The sequence below is a fragment of the Neisseria sp. P0019.S003 genome, assembly GCF_051957115.1.
In the GTDB taxonomy this organism is placed as follows: Bacteria; Pseudomonadota; Gammaproteobacteria; order Burkholderiales; family Neisseriaceae; genus Neisseria; species Neisseria flavescens_D.
Genome location: NZ_JBQCWT010000004.1, coordinates 137,432 through 159,106 on the forward strand (window position 1 = coordinate 137,432; position 21,675 = coordinate 159,106).

Here is a 21,675-nt window from a genome sequence, read left to right on the forward strand (position 1 = left end):
TTTCTTTTACGATACAATAAAGGCTTCAAAAAATAATCTGCAAACCCCTTATGCCGTTTCTTTCCAATTCGTTTTACCGTCCGATAATCGGTTGCTCCATTGCCATCTTTTCCGCACTCACACTCTCTGCCTGCCAACCTGAAAAACAACAAACCATTACCCTGCAAGGCGAGACCATGGGCACGACCTATACCGTCAAATACCTTTCAGACGGCCAAGACAAACTCCCCACCCCTGCCGAAATACAAAAACGCATTGATGACGCGCTTAAAGAAGTCAATCGACAAATGTCTACCTACCAGCCCGATTCTGAAATCAGCCAATTCAACCAACTACGTACCGTCAATCAGGCCATGCCCATTTCCCAAGACTTTGCCTATGTAACCGGCGAAGCCTTGCGTTTAAACAAACTGACACACGGTGCACTGGACGTAACCGTCGGCCCCTTGGTCAACCTTTGGGGATTCGGTCCGCAAAAAGAAATCACACACGAACCGACTGCACAAGAAATCCAACATGCTTCAGAAATGGTCGGTACGGAAAAACTCAAACTTTCCAAAGACGGACAGCAGCCTACGCTTGCCAAAACCCATCCCGAAGTCTATTTAGACCTATCCTCCATCGCCAAAGGTTTTGGCGTGGATAAAACCGCCGCCGAACTTGAAAAACTCAATATCGGCAATTATTTGGTAGAAATCGGAGGCGAGTTGCATGGCAAAGGCCACAATGCACAAGGCAATCCTTGGCGTATCGGCATCGAGCAGCCCAATATCGTTCAAGGCGGCGCCACTCAAATTACCATTCCATTGGACAATAAATCACTGGCCACATCCGGCGACTACCGTATTTTCCATGTCGATAAGTCAGGCCGCCGCCTTTCCCATATCATCAACCCTAAAACCAAACAACCCATCAGCCACAACCTTGCTTCCATCAGCGTAGTCGCTGAAAACGCCACACTTGCAGACGGCCTTTCAACCGGCTTATTCGTCCTCGGAGAAACCGAAGCACTTAAACTTGCCGAGCAAGAAAATCTTGCCATTTTCCTTATCATCCGAACTCCGCAAGGCAGCTACCATACTAAAATGTCCAGCGCATTCAAGAAATTATTAAACTAACCTTCAGGAATACACACATGAAAACCCTCCTCCTTACTTTCGGCATTTTTATCATTGTCATCCTCGTCATGGCAGTCGGCTATATTTTCTCCAAACGCACCATCAAAGGCAGCTGCGGCGGCATTTCCTCTCTCGGCATGAAGAAAATGTGCGATTGCGACACGCCATGCGATACCTTGCAAAAGGAGCTGGATAAAAAACAACATTCCGACAACCAAGGCATCAAAGTCGATCATTAAGTCGTTGTTGAATGTTTATTAGTGATTTAAGACTGCTTATCTCCTATCAGGCCGTCTGAAAAATAAAAGAGCGTAATCCCAATGGATACACGCTCTTTTATTTTGCCTCTTACAAAGCAATCCAAAATATCTTGCATACACATTTGAAACAAGCCCCCCAAAAACCAATCAGAAAATAAAAAGAAAAGCTCCTGCAAAACAGGAGCTTTTTCTTGGAAGAAACCGGATTATTTCAATTTAGTTTCTTTGTAAATAACGTGTTTACGGGCTACTGGGTCAAATTTTTTGATTTCCAGTTTGCCAGGCATAGTACGTTTGTTTTTAGTAGTTGTGTAGAAGTGACCAGTACCAGCACTGGACTCCAGTTTGATTTTATCGCGCATTGCAGTAATCCTTAATTAATGGTGTTTAAATTAAGCTTCGCCGCGAGCACGCAAATCAGCCAATACGACATCAATGCCTACTTTATCGATGGTGCGCAATGCAGCGTTAGAAACGCGCAGGCGAACCCAGCGGTTTTCACTTTCTACCCAGAAACGACGTGATTGCAAGTTAGGCAAAAAACGACGTTTGGTTTTGTTGTTGGCGTGTGATACGTTATTGCCAGACATCGGGCGCTTACCGGTCACTTTGCAAACTCGTGCCATGGTTAGTCTCCAAACTTCTAAAATAGTAAAACGCGATTTATACCACGAAATCCGCCTTCAGTTCAAGTCGTTTGCTGAAAAAACGGGATTTGTGGAAATAAACCTTCTCAATATGTTGCATCTGCGAAACGCTATCTCGCAAAGCCTTAACTTTTCAATTATAACGGATTTCTTTAAAAAAATCATCTGTCGTTTGCGTGGTCGGCGAAATAAACAGGCCGTCTGAACATTTCAGACGGCCTGTTTATCGTCATGCTTTTTTCTTCAACGCTGCATTCAAAATGCAGCCGAGTATAAAGCAGGCTAAAGAGGGAACAACCCACCCTAAACCGATATTGTAAAACGGCAATGCGCGCTCGATGGCAGCCGCGGTTTCGGCATCAAATCCAAACGCGGCCTTATAGGCATCGAGCAAGCCGACCATAAGGGCCGCCATCATGGTGCAGAAATAGACAATACGGCCGCCGCCAAACAGTTTATCTGTCAAGGCCAACAGAATGATGACGATGGTCAGCGGATACAACAGCATCAACATAGGGATGGAAAACTGCAAAATCGCTGACAGGCCTTTGTTGGCCAACAGGATAGACACCACCGTATTCAGTATCACAAAGATTTTATAAGAAATACCCGGGCAAAGACGGTTGAAATATTCGGCGCATGAAGTAATCAAGCCAACCGCCGTACTCAGACAGGCAAGCAACACCATGACGCCAAGCAACACAATACCGGCCGTACCGAAATAGTGCTGTGCGGTTTTAGACAAAACCGACGCGCCGTTTTCCTGCAAGCCGATACCGGCCACACCTGTCGCGCCCATATAGCCGATAAACAGGTAAACCACTGCCAAACAAGAAGCCGCCAACACGCCCGAAATCGTCGTTGTCTTCAGCAAGTCCGCGCGATTGTCCATGCCCATGGCGCGAACGGCATCGATGACGATGATGGCAAACACCAGCGAAGCCAGCGCGTCCATGGTGCCGTAGCCTTCCAAAATGCCTTTAACCAACGGATGAGTAGCAAAATCGCCTTGCGCCGCCTGCGGCACACCCATCGGGTTAATGGCGGCATAGCCGACCAATATCGCAATTGACAACAACAAAACAGGCGTGAGGATTTTACCGATACGGTCAACCAGTTTCCCCGGAGAAATCGACAGCCAATAAGTAATGCCGAAAAACACCAGGCTGAATACGGCCAATGCGATGTTTTTCCAAGATTCATCAATGAAAGGGGAAATCGCGGTTTCAAAAGACACTGTCGCCGTACGCGGCATGGCAAACAGAGGGCCGATTGCCAGATAGAGTGCAGTGGCAAAAGTCACGCCGTACCAAGGCGCAACACGGGAAGCCAATGCTTCCACATCGCGCGAGCCGGAATAGCCGACGGCAATCACGCCCAACAATGGCAAACCCGCCCCTGTCAACAGAAAGCCGGACATCGCCGAAAGCCAGCTTTCACCGGCCTGCTGTCCCAAAAAAGCTGGAAAAATCAAGTTCCCTGCCCCAAAAAACAGGGCAAACAGCATTAAGCCCACCGCCCATAAAGAAGCTTTGGTATGACTCGTCGTCGAATTCATTTTAGTTCTCTTTATTCAAATTTTCGTTATCGGTTTCATCGGCTTCAAGGCCGTCTGAAAACATTTCGGCTTCATTTGTTTCCAAACCGTCTTTCAGGCTGATTTCGATTTCGCCATAATTTTCAGGCTGTACGATACGCACCAAGCCTTCTTTGGCCAATTCCAGCAATGCAATAAAATTGACCACCACATATGTCGCACCCTGCTCCGGCTTAAACAAATCGCTGAATTTGCTGATACCGCTTTCGTTCAAACGGCGCAAAATCGCCGTCATCTGTGCGCGCACGGAAATGGTTTCCCGCACCACTTCATGACTGCGCGTATGCTTGGCTCGCGACAAAATACCCAACCAAGCCTGCGTCAAATCGGCAACATATACTTCCGGCAACTTCGCTTCGACCGCAATTTCCAGCGGCAAATACGCCCAAGCAAAATCACGTCCGGCACGCGGTAATGCGTCCAAGCCCTGAGCCGCCAGTTTCATTTGTTCGTAAGCCAACAGACGGCGCACCAGCTCGGCACGTGGATCCGCCTCTTCATCCTCGACCTCTTCAGGACGCGGCAACAGCAGGCGCGATTTAATTTCAATCAACATCGCCGCCATCAGCAGGTATTCTGCCGCCAAATCAAACTGATACGCTTCCATTTGGGCAATATAGTGCAGATACTGCTCGGTAATTTTCACCATCGGAATATCGAGGACATCGATATTTTGCTTGCGGATAAGGTACAGCAGCAAATCCAACGGCCCTTGGAAGCTGCTCAATACCACCTTCAACGCATCAGGCGGAATAAACAAATCCTGAGGCACATCGGTAACAGGCTGACCGAACACCCACGCAACGGTATGTTCAGACGGCGTTGCGGCAGTAGAAGAAATAAGGTGTTCTGAAGACATGGTTAAAGGGTCTTTTTCTTTTTAAGTTTAGTAAGAAGTTTCATCAACAACAGGCCGTCTGAAACAAGGACGACCCGTTTTTAATATAAAAATCAACGTTTTTTACGATTGATTTGCAAAGAAACAATAGCGACGGCAAAGGTCTGGGCCAAGGCCATCCCCAACAGTGGCAGGCTGGCAAAAACTGAACCCGTCAGTACCGAACCGATATCTCGGGACAACACAAAACCATCCCTCGCAAGCATCGCCACCATCAAAGCCAACAACAGCAAACTTTCGCAACCGACCAAAAACCAAATCATTTTGACCGAACGGCGTTTGCGCCATTTCATGATACCGGCGTGTAAAAGGCTGAATATCACGACAGACAGAAACGGATAAAGAAAAGTGGTGAATGGGCGGTTATAACCGCTTTGCACACACAAATAATCGCCCGGCAGCGTATTGCATTCCATCACATCGAGAAACATCGGATCGACAGCATACATCAATACGCCGAACCACACCGCATAAATCAGGCTGGCGATAAAGTAGGCTTTAAAAAATCGGCTTTTAACCATCTTCCCCTACCCCTCACTTCCGCCCCGCAATATGCTCCAGCGCAGCCTGTGCACAATACAATCCAAACGAAGCCGTTACCAGCATACTCGCGCCGTAGCCCGCGCAGGACAAACCTTGCGGCGCAGCATCGGTCGAACACGCTTCGCCGGATTGCGGCGGCGTAATATTCTCGGTTGAATAAACGCAAGGCACGCGCATTTTTTCTTTGATATTGCGGCTGAAGCCGTAGCGTTTGCGCAAGGTATAGCGCAAATTGGAAAGCAACGGGTCGTGGGTAACACGGCTCAAATCAGCGGTTTGAATCAACGCCGGATTTTTCTGTCCGCCCGCGCCGCCGCTGATAATAAACGGTTGTTTATGTTGCACGAAATACGCCGCCATCGCCGCTTTGACACGGATTTGGTCGATGGCGTCGATGACAAAGTCAAAAGGCCGTCTGAAAAGCTCGTCCAGATTGTCTTCGGTAACAAAATCTTCAATTTCCGTCACTTCGCATTGCGGATTGATTTGGGCAATGCGTTCGCGCAAAGCGGTAACTTTTGCCTTACCGAAATCATCGGTCAAAGCGTGCAACTGGCGGTTGACATTGGACTCGGCGACGTTGTCCAAATCAATCAGCGTTAAACGACCGATACCGCTCCTCGCCAAAGCCTCCACCGCCCACGAGCCGACGCCGCCGACACCGACCACGCACACATGCGCACGCGAAAAGCGCGCCAGTGCTTCGTCTCCGTAAAGTCTGGCAATGCCGCCAAAGCGGCGCGAAGAAAGAAAAGCGGCGTCCTGCATAAGTAACCTTGTGATATATCAATAAATTAATGAAAAACGCGACAGGCGATTCGGACAGACATTATACTTGAAAGCAGATGGGCTGTTGTACCTGCCCGAAAGAGTTTATAATCGTTTCACATTCAGACAAGTTCTGATTTCATATTAAACGAAAGTGCCGCTACTCGGCGCAAAAGGAGAATAAATATGTACAAACATCTGGTTGTAGCCGTTGACGGTAGCGAGACTTCCCTCAATGCATTGAAACACGCCGCCGAACTGGCAAGCCTCAACAAAGCCCAACTGACTTTGGTTCACGTTGCCAACCCTGCCGAATACATGGCTTTGGCTCCTGAATTCCTGCAACACGAAAGCTATGAAGCCGCCGCAGTGGCTCAAGGTAACGAAGTTTTGGATTTCGCAGAAAAAACAGCGCGTGAAAGCGGCGTTGAAAACATCGTGAAACACCTGTTGGTTGCCAACAAAGGCGCGCGCGAAATGGCTCAAGACTTGGTTGACTACGCCGACAACAACGGCGCAGACCTGCTGGTACTCGGCACACACGGCCGCACCGGCCTGATGCACCTGCTGATGGGCAGCTTCGCCGAGACCGTAATGCGTCAAAGCCACCTGCCTCTGCTGATTATCCGCAGCAAAGCTGAAGAAGCATAATCAAGCATTGATTTAAAATAGCGAAAGGCCGTCTGAATATTTTTCAGACGGCCTTTTTTCATTTCACATTACAGCTTCAGCTTTTATTTTGCCATTTCTTTGAACACTTCGTGTGCCACAGCAATGGTTTCGTCAATCAGCTCAGGCGTATGCGCGGCGGAAACAAAACCGGCTTCGTAAGCAGACGGGCCGAATGCGACATTGCGGTCGAGCATACCGTGGAAGAAATGTTTGAAACCGTCGATATTGGAATGCGCCATATCGGCATAGTTTTGCGGCGTATGGCTGGCAAAATACAAACCAAACATGCCGCCCACGCTGTCCGCCGTAAATTCAACGCCATGTGCTTTAGCTGCTTCGGCAATACCGTTGGCGAGGCGTTGGGTCAGGGCAGTCAGGTTTTCATAGAAGCCTTCGCGCTGAATGATTTCCAGCGTTTTCAAACCGGCGGCAACCGCAATCGGGTTGCCGGACAATGTACCTGCCTGATACACGCCGCCCAACGGGGAAATACATTCCATGATGTCTTTACGGCCGCCGAACGCTGCCAAAGGCATACCGCCGCCGATCACTTTGCCCATGGTGGTCAAATCAGGCTTGATGCCGTGCAAAGATTGCGCGCCGCCCAGCGCCACGCGGAAACCGGTCATCACTTCGTCGTAAATCAACACGGCACCGTGTTTTTCAGTCAATTCGCGCAAGGCTTTGACAAAGGCTTCAGACGGCCTAACCAGATTCATATTGCCGACAAAAGGCTCCAAAATCACACAGGCAATGTCATTGCCGCTTTGTGCAAAGGCTTCTTCCAGTTGGGCGATATTATTGTATTCGAGTACCAAAGTGTGTTTGGTAAAGTCGGCAGGCACGCCGGCGGAAGAAGGATTGCCAAACGTCAACAGACCGCTGCCTGCTTTCACCAACAAACTGTCGGAATGGCCGTGGTAGCAGCCTTCAAACTTGATGATTTTGTCGCGGCCGGTAAAACCGCGTGCCAAACGGATGGCGGTCATCGTTGCTTCCGTACCGGAGCTGACAAGGCGCAGCTGCTCGACGGACGGCATGATTTTGGCGATTTCTTCGGCAATGACAATTTCGCCTTCAGTTGGCGCACCAAACGACAAACCGCCCAATGCTGCTTCGCGCACGGCTTCAATGACTTCAGGATGGGCATGGCCGACAATCGCAGGGCCCCAAGAGCCGACATAGTCGGTATAACGCGTGCCGTTTTCGTCCCAAACATACGCGCCTTCCGCCTTTTTAATAAAGCGCGGTACGCCGCCGACGCTGCCGAATGCGCGCACAGGAGAGTTCACGCCGCCGGGAATAATGGCTTTGGCGCGGTTGAACAAGCTTTCATTACGGTTCATGGTCAATTCTTTCGTAAGAGGTCGTCTGAAAATCAAATCGGTGCCATTTTAACACCAAATCCTTTTCAGACGGCCCAAGCTTCAAAATAAGAATCGGGCGCAAAATCAAAATTATTCTTTAAAAACAAACACTCTATCCACATTTTTCCTGCTTGTGCTATAATCCGCGACCTATTGAAACAATAAAAGAAAAGCATCATGTTACGCGGATTCATACTCAGCCTCGCCCTTTTGGCGTCCTCCCTCGTCCATGCACAACGCAGCCTGCCTGACGATATGGACGTGGCCGTTTTAAAGACTGTCGATTTGCCTTATCTGAAAGTCAGCAAAGGCGGTTTTTCTTGGACTCGCCTGCTGACCTTGGGCATTGTGGACGGCAATGCGGCCAAACTGCAAATCACCCGCTTCACCAAAATCCACGATGAAAACGACCGTTTCATCCCTATGGGCCGCCTACTGACCAAAACCGGCAAAGCCGTCGCGTTCAAATACAACGAAGAGAGCCGCCTCGTCCGCGAAATCTGGATTCTGACCGACGCCGAGGCCGACAGGTTTGCCGCACACGCCAAAGCGCAAAAACAGGCGGAAGAATAACTTTCAGACGGCCCGAGTATTTCACAGGCCGTCTGAACCCTTTTACAACAAGCAAGTCAATCAAAACAAACCATGAAAAAAGTATTTATCCGCACCTTCGGGTGCCAAATGAACGAGTACGACAGCGAAAAAATGCTGTCCGTCCTCGCCGAAGAACACGGCGGCATCGAACAGGTTACCCAACCTGACGACGCCGACATCATCTTGTTCAACACCTGCTCCGTGCGTGAAAAAGCGCAAGAGAAAGTCTTCTCGGACTTGGGCCGCGTACGTCCGCTCAAAGAAAAAAATCCCGACCTCATCATCGGCGTTGCCGGCTGCGTTGCCTCTCAAGAAGGCGAAAACATCGTCAAACGCGCTCCGTATGTGGACGTGGTTTTCGGCCCGCAAACGCTGCACCGCCTGCCCAAACTCATCGTCGACAAAGAAACCACCGGCCTGTCTCAAATCGACATTTCCTTCCCCGAAATCGAGAAATTCGACCACCTGCCGCCTGCACGCGTAGAAGGCGGTTCGGCATTCATTTCCATTATGGAAGGCTGCTCCAAATACTGCTCTTACTGCGTCGTCCCTTACACCCGCGGCGAAGAATTCTCCCGCCCACTTAACGACGTATTGACTGAAATTGCCGGTTTGGCGCAACAAGGCGTTAAAGAAATCAACCTCTTAGGCCAAAACGTCAATGCCTATCGCGGTGAAATGGAAAACGGCGAAATCTGCGACTTTGCCACCTTGTTGCGCATCGTCCACGAAATCCCCGGCATCGAACGCCTGCGCTTTACCACCAGCCATCCGCGCGAATTTACCGACGCGATTATCGAGTGCTACCGCGACCTGCCGAAGCTGGTTTCCCACCTGCACCTGCCGATTCAAAGCGGTTCCGACCGCGTATTGAGCGCGATGAAACGCGGTTATACCGCCTTGGAATACAAATCCATCATCCGCAAACTGCGCGCCATCCGTCCTGACCTGTGCCTCAGCTCCGACTTTATCGTCGGTTTCCCGGGCGAGACCGAGCGCGAGTTCGAGCAAACCTTGAAACTGGTCAAAGACATCGCCTTCGACTTGAGCTTCGTCTTTATTTACAGTCCGCGCCCTGGCACACCTGCCGCCAACCTGCACGACGACACGCCGCATGAAGAAAAAGTGCGCCGCCTCGAAGCTTTGAACGAAGTCATCGAAACCGAAACCGCGCGCATCAACCAAACCATGATCGGCACGGTTCAACGCTGCTTGGTTGAAGGCATCTCCAAAAAAGACCCTGACCAACTGCAAGCCCGTACCGCCAACAACCGCGTGGTCAACTTTACCGGCACACCCGACATGATCAACCAAATGATCGATCTGGAAATCACCGAAGCCTACACCTTCTCCCTGAAAGGCAAACCGGTATAAGCACACACAAACAAAGGCCGTCTGAAACTGTTCAGACGGCCTTTATCTTGGCTCGGCCCAGCATTATCTGATTCATGTATTTTTATTACCCGAACAAAAGGCTTTTCAGTATAATACCGCCCGAAAATTCCCTTATCTGTTGAGAAGTTAAGGCCAAAAACCAAACTTTTTTCAGACCAATCCGACGATGCCGTCCCGCAGGCGGCTTTCCCAAAAGGAATATTTTTAAATGAGTTCTTCAAATCAAAGCGTTTTGGAAAGATTATTCAACCTCAACGCCAATCAGACCAACGTCCGCACTGAAATCATGGCAGGTTTGACCACCTTCCTCGCCATGTGCTACATCATCATCGTCAATCCCCTGATTTTGGGCGAAACCGGTATGGATATGGGCGCAGTATTTGTGGCCACCTGTATCGCTTCCGCCATCGGCTGTTTCGTGATGGGCTTTGTCGGCAACTACCCGATCGCCCTTGCGCCGGGCATGGGCTTGAACGCCTACTTTACCTTTGCCGTCGTCAAAGGCATGGGCGTGGACTGGCGTGTGGCTTTGGGTGCCGTTTTCATCTCCGGCATTATTTTCATCCTGTTCAGCTTCTTTAAAGTGCGTGAAATGCTGGTCAACGCTCTGCCTATGGGCTTGAAAATGTCGATTGCCGCAGGTATCGGCCTCTTCTTGGCATTGATTGCACTCAAAGGCGCAGGCGTGATTGTGGCTAATCCTGCCACATTGGTTGGTTTGGGCGACATCCACCAGCCTACCGCCCTGCTGGCCATGGCTGGCTTTGTGATGGTGGTTGCACTTGGCCACTTCCGCGTCAAAGGCTCCATCATCATTACCATTCTGACGCTGACCGCCATCTCCACCATCTTGGGCTTGAGCGAGTTCAAAGGCGTGGTCGGCGAAGTTCCGAGCATTGCGCCAACCTTCGTGCAGATGGACTTTAAAGGCTTGTTCACCGTCAGCATGGTCAGCGTGATTTTTGTATTCTTCCTGGTTGACCTGTTTGACTCTACCGGCACATTGGTCGGCGTTTCCCACCGCGCAGGCCTGTTGCAAGACGGCAAACTGCCGCGTTTGAAACGCGCCCTGCTTGCCGACTCTACCGCCATTATCGCAGGCGCCGCCTTGGGTACTTCTTCCACTACCCCTTACGTTGAAAGCGCGGCAGGCGTTTCTGCCGGCGGCCGTACCGGCCTGACTGCCGTTACTGTCGGCGTACTGATGCTGGCCTGTCTGATTTTCTCGCCGCTGGTTCAAAGCATTCCTGCATTCGCTACCGCACCCGCCCTGCTCTATGTTGGCGCGCAAATGTTGCGCAGCGCACGCGAAATCGATTGGGACGACATGACCGAAGCCGCACCGGCATTCCTGACCATCGTCTTCATGCCGTTTACCTATTCGATTGCCGACGGTATTGCGTTTGGCTTTATCAGCTACGCACTCATCAAACTCTTGTGCAACCGCACCCAAGACGTACCGCCTATGGTATGGATTGTCGCCGTGTTGTGGGCACTGAAATTCTGGTTCCTGGGTTAAACCACCCCAAAATAAAACAGGCCGTCTGAAAACTTTTCAGACGGCCTGTTTTATTTTACCCAGCGTTTAAAGCTGTCGGCAAAAGATTATTTTTTCGCTTTTTTAGCAGCAGGTTTAGCGGCAGCTTTCGCGCCTTTGTCCAATGCGCAGAAGCGGGTAATGATTTGATCAACCACTTCTTGTTTGCCGTTTACTTCGGTAGTGCCGCGGATAGTCAGCATGTTGCCGTCAACTTTGTCTACGTTGGCTGCAGTGGCAGCTTCAGCAACCCAAGCAACATTACCGCCCCAGAATGCGTTTACATCTTTGCTGCTGTCAGTGATACGGAACAGGTTTTCAGTTAGTTGACCTTTGTATTTTACTTGTGCAGCAACAACTTCGTTGCCTTTGAAGCCGTACATTACGCTCAGAGGCTCTTTGCCGTCTTTACCGCATTTGTAGTGAACTTCTTTAGTGCCGTCGATAGAGTCTACTTTCAAAGTATTAGGCACTGGAGCTTGAGCTTGTTGAGCCTGAGCTTGAGTTTGTTGTTGCGCAGTAGGCGCAGCTTTAGCTTCAGGTTTGGCTTTAGAACCGCTGCTACATGCAGTCAGGGCAACAGCCGCCAAAACAGCAGGAACGATTAATTTAACATTCATATTCATAATTGACTCCCAAATGGTTTCAATAAAAAACCGGCAAACGCCGGCTGACATTTACACATTAACAGAGATATTCCGTCTTGTCTTTATTTCAGACGGCATTTTTTAAGAAAAGTTCAAATAAATATTTTTATTTTCTAAAATCAAGAAATTATAAATATGAAATCATGTAAATTCAGGTTTAGGAACTCTTAAGATGAATACTGTTGTCAATAATTTGGGTTTTGACAATGGTAAAATGAGATTGAAAAGCGCATATAGATGACAAAAGTCTGAGCAATTTATTTTACACACTTCTGCCTCTGGATTTACTGAGCGTTTCAGACGACCATAAAATACACACAGTAAGTACAATAAAAAAACGCAATCTGAAACAGATTGCGTTTTTTTGAAAACTGGCACGCCCACGGGGAATCGAACCCCGGTTACCGCCGTGAAAGGGCGATGTCCTAACCGCTAGACGATGGGCGCGGATAAATCTTATGGCGCACCCGGAGCGATTCGAACGCCCGACCCTCTGGTTCGTAGCCAGATACTCTATCCAACTGAGCTACGGGTGCATCCTCATCACTTCGCTAGTGCGTTGTGAATCAAGAAGACCGAATAATATAGGCTTTACTGAAACCTGTCTACTCTTTTCGCAGATATTTTTTATATTTTTAATTAAATGATTGAAATTAAACAATATAAAATTAACGTAAAATCCCTACTCCTGACAAATCCTGCGCCATTTTGGCGGCGGAGTTATCGGTCATGCCGCCGACAAAATCCAAAATCTTCATATAGGCCTGATACAGACTGTCTTCAGGAAGAATCGGATTGTGCTTTTTCAATAATTCCAACGCCAAAGACTGACGTGTTGCCAGCTGTTTTTCAGCAATCAGGGCATAAGCGGCAGGGACGAGTAAATCCAAGATAGAGCCTAAGCATGGGAACGTGGCGATTTCGGTCAAGAGTTTGGTGTGATGGCGGAAAATCCGCGTTTGCGCCAATTCTTTCGCTTTTGCCAAAGTGTTTTGCACTTGCGGGCTACACAGAGCAAGCAAGTCTTTGCCTTTGAATGTTCCGTCCAACAAGTCGGACTGATGCAGCATAAAGGTTTGCGCAACATCATCAATCGCCTTGCCGATCGCAATGCCGCGCAACATGGCGCAACGCTGACGACTGGAGCTGGCATGCCATGCGCTTTCGGCAAAGGTCAGCTCGGACAAAATACTCTCCACTTCCGTATCCGTGAGCAAATCCAATTCAACGGCATCTTCCAAGTCCAGCAAGGCATAGCAAATATCGTCGGCGGCCTCCATCAGATAAGACAAAGGATGGCGCGCCCAGCTGTCTGCTCCTGCGGAAACCAGCCCCAATTCGTCGGCAACTTGACGGATAAACGGCAACTCGGTTTGATAAATATTGAATTTCTTTCTGCCGTTTGGATGTTGCGTTGTCCATGGATACTTCAGCAATGCGCCGATGGCTGCTGCAGTCAGGCGCATTCCGCCCGCCTCGGGATACATTTCAAGGCTGGCGACGATACGCAGGCTATGCGCATTGCCTTCATAGGTTTGAATATCGTTGCGTTCCGCTTCGTTTAATGTGTTCAGATAAATTTGATGTTCAGGCCGTCTGAACCAATCGCGCAAAGCATCTTCGCCAGTATGGCCAAACGGCGGATTGCCCAAATCATGCGCCAAACAGGCAACCTGCACCACGGCACCAATATCGCTGGGCGTATTACCCTGCGGCAGAAAACCGCCGTTGTGCAACATCACGCCCACGCGGTTGCCCAAGCTCCTGCCCACGCTGGCAACTTCAACGCTGTGCGTCAAGCGGTTGTGTGTCAAGTCATGTTGCGCCAACGGATGCACCTGCGTTTTTCGACCAAGGCGGCGGAAGGCTCCGGAAAAAACAACCCGGTCGTAGTCGATGTGAAAATCCGTACGCAAGGCATCGGCGCCTTCCTGAGTCGAAGGGGTAACGGTCGGCACAATTTCGCCGTTTTTGGTACGGAAGCGTTGGGTGGACAATAAGTTTTGCCAATTCATTCGGATGGTCATAAAGATTCCTCAAGCAAAGTAAAGGCCGTCTGAAACATGTCCAGACGGCCTTATGCTTATTTACCGCGCATCAATTCAAAGAAATCGTCATTGTTTTTGGAGTCTTTGAGTTTGCCTACCAAAAACTCGGTCGCTTCGATTTCGTCCATAGGATGCAGGAATTTGCGCAAGAGCCACATGCGTTGCAACTGATCGTTCGGCACCAGCAATTCTTCGCGGCGCGTACCGGATTTATTGATGCTGATGGCCGGGAACAGGCGTTTTTCTGCCATGCGGCGGTCAAGGTGCAATTCCATATTGCCCGTACCTTTGAACTCTTCGTAAATCACGTCGTCCATGCGGCTGCCGGTTTCAACAAGCGCTGTCGCAATAATGGTAAGCGAACCGCCCTCTTCCACATTACGCGCTGCACCGAAGAAGCGTTTCGGACGGTGCAAAGCGTTGGCATCAACACCACCGGTCAGAATTTTGCCCGAAGTCGGCACGACGGTATTGTAGGCGCGCGCCAAACGGGTAATCGAATCCAGCAGGATGACCACGTCTTTTTTGTGTTCAACCATGCGTTTGGCTTTTTCAATCACCATCTCGGCCACTTGTACATGGCGTTGCGCAGGCTCGTCAAACGTAGAGGAAACCACTTCGCCGCGTACAGAACGGCTCATTTCGGTCACTTCTTCCGGACGCTCGTCAATCAACAGGACAATCAGCTCGACATCGGGATAATTGGCGGTAATGGCGTGGGCAATGTTTTGCAACATCACGGTTTTACCGGTTTTAGGCGGCGCCACCAACAATGCACGTTGGCCTTTACCGATTGGGGAAACCAAGTCGATGGCGCGGCCGGTCAGATTCTCTTCGGCTTTGATGTCGCGCTCGAGTTTGAATTGTTCGGTTGGGAATAAAGGCGTGAGGTTTTCAAAGAGGATTTTGTGTTTGCAGACTTCGGGCTGATCGCCGTTGATGGTATCGAGACGGACAAGCGCAAAATAACGCTCGTTGTCTTTAGGTACGCGCACGCTGCCTTCGATGGTGTCGCCGGTGTGCAGATTGAAGCGGCGGATTTGTGTGGGCGAAACATAAATATCGTCAGGACCGGCAAGATAAGAAGTATCTGCGCTGCGCAGGAAACCGAAGCCGTCGGGCAGGATTTCGAGCGTACCGGAACAGGTAAAGCTGACATTCTGCTTCATCATCTGGCGGACGATGGCAAAAACGAGGTCTTGTTTGCGGAAACGGTTGGCGTTTTCAATGCCATGTTCTTCTGCCATTTCCAAGAGTTTGGAAATGTGGAGGGTTTGGAGTTCTGAAACGTGCATAGTATTGATATATTTTGAATGGTATCAGAGAGATGGCACAAAGGCCGTCTGAAAGGATGAAATCGTGCCGCAGGATACGGTAGATTTTTGAGAAAGTTGAATTTTAGGCAGTTGGAGGCGGGGTGTCAAATTTTTAAATCGAACACTGAGGCCGTGACTTGGTCTTATCCTTCAATAAGCTTACGGCTGGAAGTAACGTGACAACCGCAATCTTATCATCAAAAATCCGAGTATTTGCCCAACTTCAGACGGCCTTTTGCCCATACCGCATCAGCGTCATGCCGCCGACCGCCGCCGCACAACCTGCGACCAGTGAAATATGCAGCGGTTCGTCCAAAAACCACGCCGAAGACAGCACGCCAAAAATCGGCACGAGCGTAATATACGCCGCCGCGCTGCCTGCACCCAAAGTCTTCACGCCTTCAAAATACCACGCATAGGCCAATACCGTCGCACCGATGACCAGCCACGCCAAGGCTGTCCAACCGCGTGCATCCATCGCCGCCATTGCCTCAAAAGGCAATCCATCGACCCACAACGCCACCACCGCCAACATCAACGCGCCGATAAGCGAAGTTGCCGCCGTTACCGTCAGCGCATCTATTCCGCGCAAGACCGCACGACCGATTAAGGTATAAGCCGCCCAACAGACCACGCAACCGAAAATCAGCCACTCTCCTGCCTTGATGCCGCCCGATAACACTGTCAACGGCTGCCCTTGCGTTACCACCATAATGGCACCGCCGACCGCCAGCAGCATACCCGCCAAAATCTTCGCATTTAAACGCTCGCCGAAAAACCAAGTCGCCAACAGCAGCGTCAGCACGGGATTTACCGCCACGACCACCGCCGCCTTGCCTGCCGGCATAGTCTGCAAACCCAGCATAAAAAACACCGCATAGCCGCACACGCCGACAGAAGCAGCTGCCGCCAAGCCCAGCCATTTCCGCGCCGACAAAGCCGCCAAAGTTGCAAACCTGCTGCGTGCAAACAACCAGCCCAACAACAAAACCGAAGCCAGTACAAACCGAACCGCCCCACCCGTCAACGGCGGCAGCGACTGCCCCAGCATCCGCCCCATCGGCCAGGACGCGCCCCACAACACTGCCATTCCCAGCAGTTTCAAATGTACAGAATAACGTTCCATCTCATCCCTTTTATCGACAAAGGCCGTCTGAAAACCGGATTTCACGTTTTCAGACGGCCTTCAATTTAGCGACTGCAAACAGATTACTTAGGCTGCCAAGAATCTTTCAACGTCACCGTGCGGTTGAATACCGGCGTGTCTTTGCTGTGGTCTTTGCGGTCGGTGACGAAGTAGCCGATGCGTTCAAACTGCCAACGGCTCTCCGCCGGCAAATCTTTTGCGACAGGCTCGGCGTAGGCGGTGATTTCCTTGATGGATTCTGGATTGAGGAAATCGGTAAACGGTAGGTAGTTGCCGTCTTCGCCGCGCACAGCATCGGGACGTTCGACAGTAAAGAGGCGGTCGTACAGGCGGACTTTAATTTCGGCTGCGTGTTCGGCAGACACCCAGTGAATCACGCCTTTAACTTTGCGGCCTTCTGGATTTTTGCCCAAGGTATCGTGGTCGATGCTGCATTTGAGTTCAACCACATTGCCTGCTTCGTCTTTTACTACTTCGTCGCACTTGATGACATAACCGTGGCGCAAACGCACTTCGCCGTCGGGAATCAGGCGTTTGAAGCCTTTGGGCGGATTTTCGGCAAAGTCGTCGGCTTCGATGTAGATGGTTTGGGAAATAGGTACTTCGCGATCGCCCATTTCTTCGTGGTTCGGATGGAACGCGGCACGGCGGCTTTGGGTTTTACCGGTGTCAAAGTTGGTCAGGGTCACTTTGAGCGGATTCAACACCGCCATCAGGCGCGGCGCGGAGTTTTCCAGCTCTTCACGAATCGCGCCTTCCAACACGCTCATGTCGACGATGTTTTCAGATTTGGAAATACCGGCGCGTTTAGCAAACAGGCGCAGACCTTCGGGCGTGTAACCACGGCGGCGCATACCGGAAATCGTTGGCATACGCGGATCATCCCAGCCTGCAACGTGGCCGTCTGAAACCAGTTGGTTCAGCTTGCGTTTGGAGGTGATGGAATACAAAAGCTCCAAACGGGAAAACTCGTATTGGCGCGGACGCGTGGCGTGAGGCGCAGGAATGTTGTCCAATACCCAGTCGTACAGCGGGCGGTGTGCTTCAAATTCGAGCGTACACAAGGAATGCGTGATGCCTTCGATGGCATCGGAAATGCAATGCGTGTAGTCGTACATCGGATAGATGCACCATTTGTCGCCGGTGTTGTGGTGATGGGCGCGGCGGATGCGGTAGATGACAGGATCGCGCATATTGATGTTGCCCGATGCCATGTCGATTTTCAGGCGTAGGGTTTTGCTGCCGTCGGGGAACTCGCCGTTTTTCATGCGTGTGAACAAGTCGAGGTTTTCTTCGATACTGCGGTCGCGGTAAGGGCTGTTTTTGCCTGCTTCGGTCAGCGTACCGCGGTATTCGCGCATTTCTTCGGGGGTCAAATCATCGACATACGCTTTGCCGTCTTTGATCAAACCGACGGCGTAGTCGTAAAGCTGGTCGAAATAGTTGGAAGCGAAACGCGGCTCGCTCGCCCAATGGAAGCCCAACCATTCGACGTCTTCTTTGATGGCGTTGACGTATTCGTCATTTTCTTTTTCAGGGTTGGTATCGTCGAAACGCAGGTTGCACAAGCCGTCATAAATATAAGCCAAACCGAAGTTCAAGCAGATAGATTTGGCGTGGCCGATGTGCAAATAGCCGTTCGGCTCGGGCGGGAAACGGGTTTGGATGGCTGTATGTTTACCGCTTTTGAGGTCTTCTTCGATAATGGTGCGGATAAAATGGTTGTCCGCGAATTGGTCTTTATTCAACATAATATTTCTTTGATGGGAAAATGATTTTCTATTTTCAGACGGCCTGGGCATTCAATCAGACCGTCTGAAAGGAATGGAATGATGGCTCAATTGTACCCGACTTGGCTACTTTGATACAGGGTCGGCAACCTGCCACGCTACGCCGCGTTCGTTTAGGGTTTTCTGCATGGCAGCGGATGGTGTGCGGTCGGTAAACAGCTTATCGAATGCGCCGATATCGCCCAGTCTGACCAAGGCATTGCTGTTGAATTTGCTGTGGTCGACGCCGAGATAGCGCACGCGGGCATTGTTCACCATCGCCTGCATGACGCTGACTTCCTTGTAATCGTCATCCAAAAGCGAGCCGTCGTTTTCTATGCCGTGGGTACTCATGATGGCATAGTCGACTTTGAATTGGTTGATGAAATCGACAGTCGCCACGCCGGTAATACCGCCGTCCAAGGGGCGAACCACACCGGAAGCGATGATGACTGTGTAATCGGTACGCGCCGCAGTGATGGAAGCGGCGTAGATGTTGTTGGTGATAATCCGCAGGTTTTTACGCTGTCTGACCAACTCGGCGGCGACGGCTTCCATGGTGGTGCCGATACTGATAAACAACGAGGCATTGTCGGGAATAGTGGAAGCAATCAGCCGGGCAATGGCGTTTTTTTCCTGCTGCTGATGGTTGCGCCGCTCCTGCCCTGCCGTTACAACCGAAACGTCGCCCAAAGATGCGCCGCCGTGATAGCGTTTGAGCTGTCCGGTTTCGCTCAACTCCTGTACATCGCGGCGTATGGTTTGCGGCGTAACATCCAAATTCGCCGCCAATTCTTCCACCGTCATAAAGTTATGTTCGCGGACAAGGGTGAGGATATGTTCGTGTCTTTGGATTTTGGGTTTCATGGCGTTTCGCTTTGTAGGGATAAACCAATGGCCGTCTGAATATTTCAGACGGCCTTGTTATTGTCAACCCGATTACATCTCGAGTTTTTGTTCCAAGCGTTCCATGCACGCGCCCAAGTGGCGGCGCATGACTTTGGTCACACGGTTGCGCTTGCCTGCCAGCAACAAATCGAGGATTTCTCGGTGTTCATGGTGTGAATTGGAATCGATGTTGCGCTTTTCTTTGCGAAGCGGATCGGAAACGGCCACAATCAATGAAGAGCGCGCGCATAAGGTATTCATGATTTCAAACAGGACATCGTTGTCCAGCAGCCGCGCCAATTCGACATGGAAGGCATTGGACAGGCGGTTCCAACCCACGCGGTCGCCGCTTTCGGAAGCTGCACCCTCTTGCTCAATCATGGCGTAAAGCGGTTGCAGACGCGTTTCCAAATCAGGCATATCGATGAGGACGCTCAGAATCATGCTTTCCATTTCGATACGCGTGTTGAATACGTCTTTCATTTCTTTCAAGTCCGGCACATGGACAAATGCGCCGCGATTGGGCTGCAAATCGACGATTTTATCGTGCGCCAAAAGCGATAATGCGCCACGCACGGTATTGCGGGAGCAAACCATTTGTCGGCAAAGCTCGGACTCGGTCAGTTTTTTGCCCGGCAACAACAGATGGTCGGTAATGCCGTCCAAAATCAATGCGTACACGCGGAAGAGTTCCGAATCGTGACGTTCTTCCAAAATAAGCGATGAAGTTGCAGGCGCAACGTTGGTATTATTTTCGTAATCCATAATGTTTCCCCAATATCCGTATTAAGGCGCAAGCGTTTACAAACCTGCAGCTTTCGGGGTTGTTTAAAATATAATTAAAAATTGTTGACAATGTTAAACGAAACTTGCACAATGAGATCAACAAGCCAAGTTATAAAGGCTGATAGAGAGAGAGAAAAAGGAATAAAAAGCAAGCAGATATATTCATGTTAATGCGTGAATATATCTGCTTTTTTTGTGGGTAGCCGGTTCACGCTCCAATACTCCCACCCTGAAACCGCCCTATTCTGTTTCGACAATCTCGAAGCTGTGGCTCATTTTTGCCGCTTTGCCCAGCATAATCGATGCGGAGCAATATTTTTCGGCAGACATCTGTACGGCGCGTTCAATCGCGCTTTCTTGCAAATCCCGACCATACACTTTGAAGTGGATATGGATTTCGGTAAACACGCGCGGCGCGGTGTCGGCGCGCTTGGCAGTCACTTCGGCACGGCAGTCAGTAATTTTTTGGCGTTGTTTCTCGGCAATCATCACGACATCGATACTGGAACAGCCTGCTACACCCAACAACAGCATTTCCATCGGGCTGGGGCCGCGTTTGACTTCGCCTTCAGCCGCCGCGCCTTCCATCACAACGCTGTGTCCGTTTGCCGTTGTACCGACGAAGCACATTCCGTCTATCCATTTTGAGGTAACTTGCATGGTGTCTTTTTTATCCGTAAAAGCATTAATCCGATATTGTAAACAATTTCAAGTGATAAACCTAGTCAGGCCGTCTGAAAAATACAATCAATTACAATTGGCCTAAACGCATTATTCGTCCCGATACGCCCAATGATTGACCGGCCCGTGCCCTGCCCCGATGCCCAAAGGATGGGAAATGGCGGCGGCAATATAGTTTTTTGCCGTCTGAACCGCCTCGGGCACGCCAAACCCTTTTGCCAACTCGGCAGTAATGCAGGCAGAAAACGTGCAGCCTGTGCCATGCGTATGCGGCGTTGGGAAACGTTTGCTGTTCAGCTCGATGGTCTCGTATGGCGTAAACAACCAGTCGGTGCAATATTCGCTTTGGCTGTCGGCAAGATGGCCGCCTTTAATTACCACATTTTTTACGCCCAAATCCTGAAGAATTTTGGCGGCGCGTTCCGCATCTTGGCGGTTTTCAATATTGATACCCGTCAATGCCTGCGCTTCGGGCAGATTGGGGGTCAATACGTCCGTATGCGGCAGCAGCAGGCGCTTCATGGCTTCGACGGCTGAATTTTCCAACAACGGCGCGCCGCCTTTGGCAATCATGACCGGATCCAACACGCGTTTGCCGAAATCGCATTCGGCAGTTTGTTCCGCCACGCATTCGATGATTTCCGCCGTACCCAGCATACCGATTTTATAGGCGCGGATTTGGAAATCCTCCTGAATCGCAGCAATTTGCGCGGCAATCATGTCGGTCGGTATCGGATGTACTGCCGATACGCCCAAAGTATTTTGTGCGGTAACCGCGGTCAGTACACTGGTACCGAACACGCCGCGCATCTGAAATGTCTTCAAATCCGCCTGTATACCCGCGCCACCGCCGGAATCTGAGCCGGCAATCGTCAGCGTTTGAATAAAAAGTTCGTCCATCGTGTCCTCCTGTTTTTCAGACGGCCTTGTGTTTATCGTTGTTGAGAGCAGTTTGGTTTTATCCGCAAACAAAGGCATTCGCCGTCTATTTTTCCGA

At 50.4% G+C, this 21,675-nt stretch carries 22 protein-coding genes and 2 tRNA genes; 6 read left to right on the forward strand and 18 right to left on the reverse strand.

All coding sequences use genetic code 11. From position 1 onward, the window contains the following. The first annotated feature begins 50 nt into the window (after positions 1-50). A complete protein-coding gene (locus tag ACTHTS_RS07950; protein WP_440369728.1) occupies positions 51-1,118 on the forward strand; it encodes an FAD:protein FMN transferase in 1,068 nt (355 codons plus the stop codon). Positions 1,119-1,135: 17 nt separating this feature from the next. Beyond that, a complete protein-coding gene (nqrM, locus tag ACTHTS_RS07955) occupies positions 1,136-1,357 on the forward strand; it encodes a (Na+)-NQR maturation NqrM (RefSeq protein ID WP_440369729.1) in 222 nt (73 codons plus the stop codon). Positions 1,358-1,584: 227 nt separating this feature from the next. Here nqrM and rpmG read toward each other — a convergent pair whose 3' ends face one another. The 6 genes from rpmG to ACTHTS_RS07985 form a co-directional block, all read right to left on the reverse strand. Then, entirely contained in the window at positions 1,585-1,740 is a 156-nt protein-coding gene (gene rpmG / locus ACTHTS_RS07960; protein WP_003684373.1) for a 50S ribosomal protein L33, read from the reverse strand. Positions 1,741-1,770: 30 nt separating this feature from the next. After that, complete coding sequence (gene rpmB, locus ACTHTS_RS07965; protein WP_002216391.1) at positions 1,771-2,004, reverse strand: 50S ribosomal protein L28; 234 nt, start codon at positions 2,002-2,004, stop codon at positions 1,771-1,773. A 250-nt stretch (positions 2,005-2,254) separates the two neighbouring features. Next, positions 2,255-3,583: a branched-chain amino acid transport system II carrier protein gene (gene brnQ, locus ACTHTS_RS07970; protein WP_440369730.1), complete on the reverse strand. Its 1,329-nt coding sequence runs from the start codon at positions 3,581-3,583 to the stop codon at positions 2,255-2,257. Position 3,584: 1 nt separating this feature from the next. Beyond that, entirely contained in the window at positions 3,585-4,481 is an 897-nt protein-coding gene (locus ACTHTS_RS07975; RefSeq protein WP_440369731.1) for a segregation and condensation protein A, read from the reverse strand. Between the two features lie 92 nt (positions 4,482-4,573). After that, the gene (locus ACTHTS_RS07980) at positions 4,574-5,041 is read right to left on the reverse strand and encodes a hypothetical protein (RefSeq protein ID WP_107857337.1); all 468 of its coding nucleotides are present in this window, start codon (positions 5,039-5,041) and stop codon (positions 4,574-4,576) included. 13 nt (positions 5,042-5,054) lie between these two features. Next, positions 5,055-5,831, reverse strand: a complete 777-nt coding sequence (locus tag ACTHTS_RS07985) for a tRNA threonylcarbamoyladenosine dehydratase (RefSeq protein ID WP_107857338.1) — start codon at positions 5,829-5,831, stop codon at positions 5,055-5,057. Positions 5,832-6,017: 186 nt separating this feature from the next. Here ACTHTS_RS07985 and ACTHTS_RS07990 point away from each other — a divergent pair, with 186 nt between their 5' ends. Next, positions 6,018-6,482 carry a universal stress protein gene (locus tag ACTHTS_RS07990; RefSeq protein ID WP_003680896.1) on the forward strand — a complete coding sequence of 155 codons (465 nt, stop codon included), beginning with the start codon at positions 6,018-6,020 and terminating at the stop codon, positions 6,480-6,482. An 83-nt stretch (positions 6,483-6,565) separates the two neighbouring features. On the opposite strand, the gene hemL is transcribed toward ACTHTS_RS07990, so the two are convergent. After that, the gene (gene hemL, locus ACTHTS_RS07995) at positions 6,566-7,849 is read right to left on the reverse strand and encodes a glutamate-1-semialdehyde 2,1-aminomutase (RefSeq protein WP_440369732.1); all 1,284 of its coding nucleotides are present in this window, start codon (positions 7,847-7,849) and stop codon (positions 6,566-6,568) included. Between the two features lie 198 nt (positions 7,850-8,047). On the opposite strand from hemL, the gene ACTHTS_RS08000 reads away from it, so the two are divergent. From ACTHTS_RS08000 to ACTHTS_RS08010, 3 genes are all read left to right on the forward strand, one after another. Beyond that, on the forward strand, positions 8,048-8,443 hold the full coding sequence (locus ACTHTS_RS08000; protein WP_440369733.1) for a hypothetical protein: 396 nt from the start codon (positions 8,048-8,050) through the stop codon (positions 8,441-8,443). A gap of 72 nt (positions 8,444-8,515) precedes the next feature. After that, positions 8,516-9,838: a tRNA (N6-isopentenyl adenosine(37)-C2)-methylthiotransferase MiaB gene (gene miaB, locus ACTHTS_RS08005; RefSeq protein ID WP_440369734.1), complete on the forward strand. Its 1,323-nt coding sequence runs from the start codon at positions 8,516-8,518 to the stop codon at positions 9,836-9,838. 229 nt (positions 9,839-10,067) lie between these two features. Then, positions 10,068-11,378 carry an NCS2 family permease gene (locus ACTHTS_RS08010; protein WP_440369735.1) on the forward strand — a complete coding sequence of 437 codons (1,311 nt, stop codon included), beginning with the start codon at positions 10,068-10,070 and terminating at the stop codon, positions 11,376-11,378. A gap of 86 nt (positions 11,379-11,464) precedes the next feature. Here the strand turns inward: ACTHTS_RS08010 and ACTHTS_RS08015 are convergent, their stop codons facing one another. From ACTHTS_RS08015 to thiD, 11 genes are all read right to left on the reverse strand, one after another. Continuing rightward, the gene (locus ACTHTS_RS08015) at positions 11,465-12,022 is read right to left on the reverse strand and encodes a hypothetical protein (protein ID WP_107769215.1); all 558 of its coding nucleotides are present in this window, start codon (positions 12,020-12,022) and stop codon (positions 11,465-11,467) included. 393 nt (positions 12,023-12,415) lie between these two features. Further along, positions 12,416-12,490, reverse strand: a tRNA-Glu gene (locus tag ACTHTS_RS08020). Positions 12,491-12,502: 12 nt separating this feature from the next. Further along, positions 12,503-12,579, reverse strand: a tRNA-Arg gene (locus tag ACTHTS_RS08025). 132 nt (positions 12,580-12,711) lie between these two features. Further along, positions 12,712-14,070, reverse strand: a complete 1,359-nt coding sequence (locus tag ACTHTS_RS08030) for a deoxyguanosinetriphosphate triphosphohydrolase (RefSeq protein ID WP_049359174.1) — start codon at positions 14,068-14,070, stop codon at positions 12,712-12,714. 56 nt (positions 14,071-14,126) lie between these two features. Then, positions 14,127-15,386 carry a transcription termination factor Rho gene (gene rho / locus ACTHTS_RS08035; RefSeq protein WP_003680905.1) on the reverse strand — a complete coding sequence of 420 codons (1,260 nt, stop codon included), beginning with the start codon at positions 15,384-15,386 and terminating at the stop codon, positions 14,127-14,129. 244 nt (positions 15,387-15,630) lie between these two features. After that, positions 15,631-16,533 carry a DMT family transporter gene (locus tag ACTHTS_RS08040; protein WP_440369736.1) on the reverse strand — a complete coding sequence of 301 codons (903 nt, stop codon included), beginning with the start codon at positions 16,531-16,533 and terminating at the stop codon, positions 15,631-15,633. Positions 16,534-16,616: 83 nt separating this feature from the next. Next, entirely contained in the window at positions 16,617-18,305 is a 1,689-nt protein-coding gene (locus ACTHTS_RS08045; RefSeq protein WP_440369737.1) for a glutamine--tRNA ligase/YqeY domain fusion protein, read from the reverse strand. 105 nt (positions 18,306-18,410) lie between these two features. Then, positions 18,411-19,190 carry a DeoR/GlpR family DNA-binding transcription regulator gene (locus ACTHTS_RS08050; protein ID WP_004519551.1) on the reverse strand — a complete coding sequence of 260 codons (780 nt, stop codon included), beginning with the start codon at positions 19,188-19,190 and terminating at the stop codon, positions 18,411-18,413. 72 nt (positions 19,191-19,262) lie between these two features. Beyond that, positions 19,263-19,976, reverse strand: a complete 714-nt coding sequence (locus ACTHTS_RS08055) for a GntR family transcriptional regulator (RefSeq protein WP_004519550.1) — start codon at positions 19,974-19,976, stop codon at positions 19,263-19,265. 261 nt (positions 19,977-20,237) lie between these two features. After that, positions 20,238-20,657, reverse strand: a complete 420-nt coding sequence (locus tag ACTHTS_RS08060) for an OsmC family protein (protein ID WP_003679886.1) — start codon at positions 20,655-20,657, stop codon at positions 20,238-20,240. Between the two features lie 111 nt (positions 20,658-20,768). Continuing rightward, positions 20,769-21,578 (reverse strand): bifunctional hydroxymethylpyrimidine kinase/phosphomethylpyrimidine kinase, encoded by an 810-nt coding sequence (thiD, locus tag ACTHTS_RS08065; protein WP_440369738.1) that lies wholly within the window; start codon positions 21,576-21,578, stop codon positions 20,769-20,771. Between the last annotated feature and the right edge of the window lie 97 nt (positions 21,579-21,675).

Bases quoted from the DNA above. Each gene is read 5' to 3' on its own strand.
- ACTHTS_RS08040 (WP_440369736.1), bottom strand. From the start codon at position 16,533: ATGGAACGTTATTCTGTACATTTGAAACTGCTGGGAATGGCAGTGTTG.
- ACTHTS_RS08050 (WP_004519551.1), bottom strand. From the start codon at position 19,190: ATGAAACCCAAAATCCAAAGACACGAACATATCCTCACCCTTGTCCGC.
- brnQ (WP_440369730.1), bottom strand. From the start codon at position 3,583: ATGAATTCGACGACGAGTCATACCAAAGCTTCTTTATGGGCGGTGGGC.
- ACTHTS_RS07980 (WP_107857337.1), bottom strand. From the start codon at position 5,041: ATGGTTAAAAGCCGATTTTTTAAAGCCTACTTTATCGCCAGCCTGATT.
- miaB (WP_440369734.1), top strand. From the start codon at position 8,516: ATGAAAAAAGTATTTATCCGCACCTTCGGGTGCCAAATGAACGAGTAC.
- ACTHTS_RS08060 (WP_003679886.1), bottom strand. From the start codon at position 20,657: ATGCAAGTTACCTCAAAATGGATAGACGGAATGTGCTTCGTCGGTACA.
- thiD (WP_440369738.1), bottom strand. From the start codon at position 21,578: ATGGACGAACTTTTTATTCAAACGCTGACGATTGCCGGCTCAGATTCC.
- ACTHTS_RS07985 (WP_107857338.1), bottom strand. From the start codon at position 5,831: ATGCAGGACGCCGCTTTTCTTTCTTCGCGCCGCTTTGGCGGCATTGCC.
- ACTHTS_RS08045 (WP_440369737.1), bottom strand. From the start codon at position 18,305: ATGTTGAATAAAGACCAATTCGCGGACAACCATTTTATCCGCACCATT.
- ACTHTS_RS08000 (WP_440369733.1), top strand. From the start codon at position 8,048: ATGTTACGCGGATTCATACTCAGCCTCGCCCTTTTGGCGTCCTCCCTC.
- nqrM (WP_440369729.1), top strand. From the start codon at position 1,136: ATGAAAACCCTCCTCCTTACTTTCGGCATTTTTATCATTGTCATCCTC.
- ACTHTS_RS08030 (WP_049359174.1), bottom strand. From the start codon at position 14,070: ATGACCATCCGAATGAATTGGCAAAACTTATTGTCCACCCAACGCTTC.
- ACTHTS_RS07990 (WP_003680896.1), top strand. From the start codon at position 6,018: ATGTACAAACATCTGGTTGTAGCCGTTGACGGTAGCGAGACTTCCCTC.
- ACTHTS_RS08010 (WP_440369735.1), top strand. From the start codon at position 10,068: ATGAGTTCTTCAAATCAAAGCGTTTTGGAAAGATTATTCAACCTCAAC.
- hemL (WP_440369732.1), bottom strand. From the start codon at position 7,849: ATGAACCGTAATGAAAGCTTGTTCAACCGCGCCAAAGCCATTATTCCC.
- ACTHTS_RS08055 (WP_004519550.1), bottom strand. From the start codon at position 19,976: ATGGATTACGAAAATAATACCAACGTTGCGCCTGCAACTTCATCGCTT.
- ACTHTS_RS08015 (WP_107769215.1), bottom strand. From the start codon at position 12,022: ATGAATATGAATGTTAAATTAATCGTTCCTGCTGTTTTGGCGGCTGTT.
- ACTHTS_RS07950 (WP_440369728.1), top strand. From the start codon at position 51: ATGCCGTTTCTTTCCAATTCGTTTTACCGTCCGATAATCGGTTGCTCC.
- ACTHTS_RS07975 (WP_440369731.1), bottom strand. From the start codon at position 4,481: ATGTCTTCAGAACACCTTATTTCTTCTACTGCCGCAACGCCGTCTGAA.
- rho (WP_003680905.1), bottom strand. From the start codon at position 15,386: ATGCACGTTTCAGAACTCCAAACCCTCCACATTTCCAAACTCTTGGAA.
- rpmB (WP_002216391.1), bottom strand. From the start codon at position 2,004: ATGGCACGAGTTTGCAAAGTGACCGGTAAGCGCCCGATGTCTGGCAAT.
- rpmG (WP_003684373.1), bottom strand. From the start codon at position 1,740: ATGCGCGATAAAATCAAACTGGAGTCCAGTGCTGGTACTGGTCACTTC.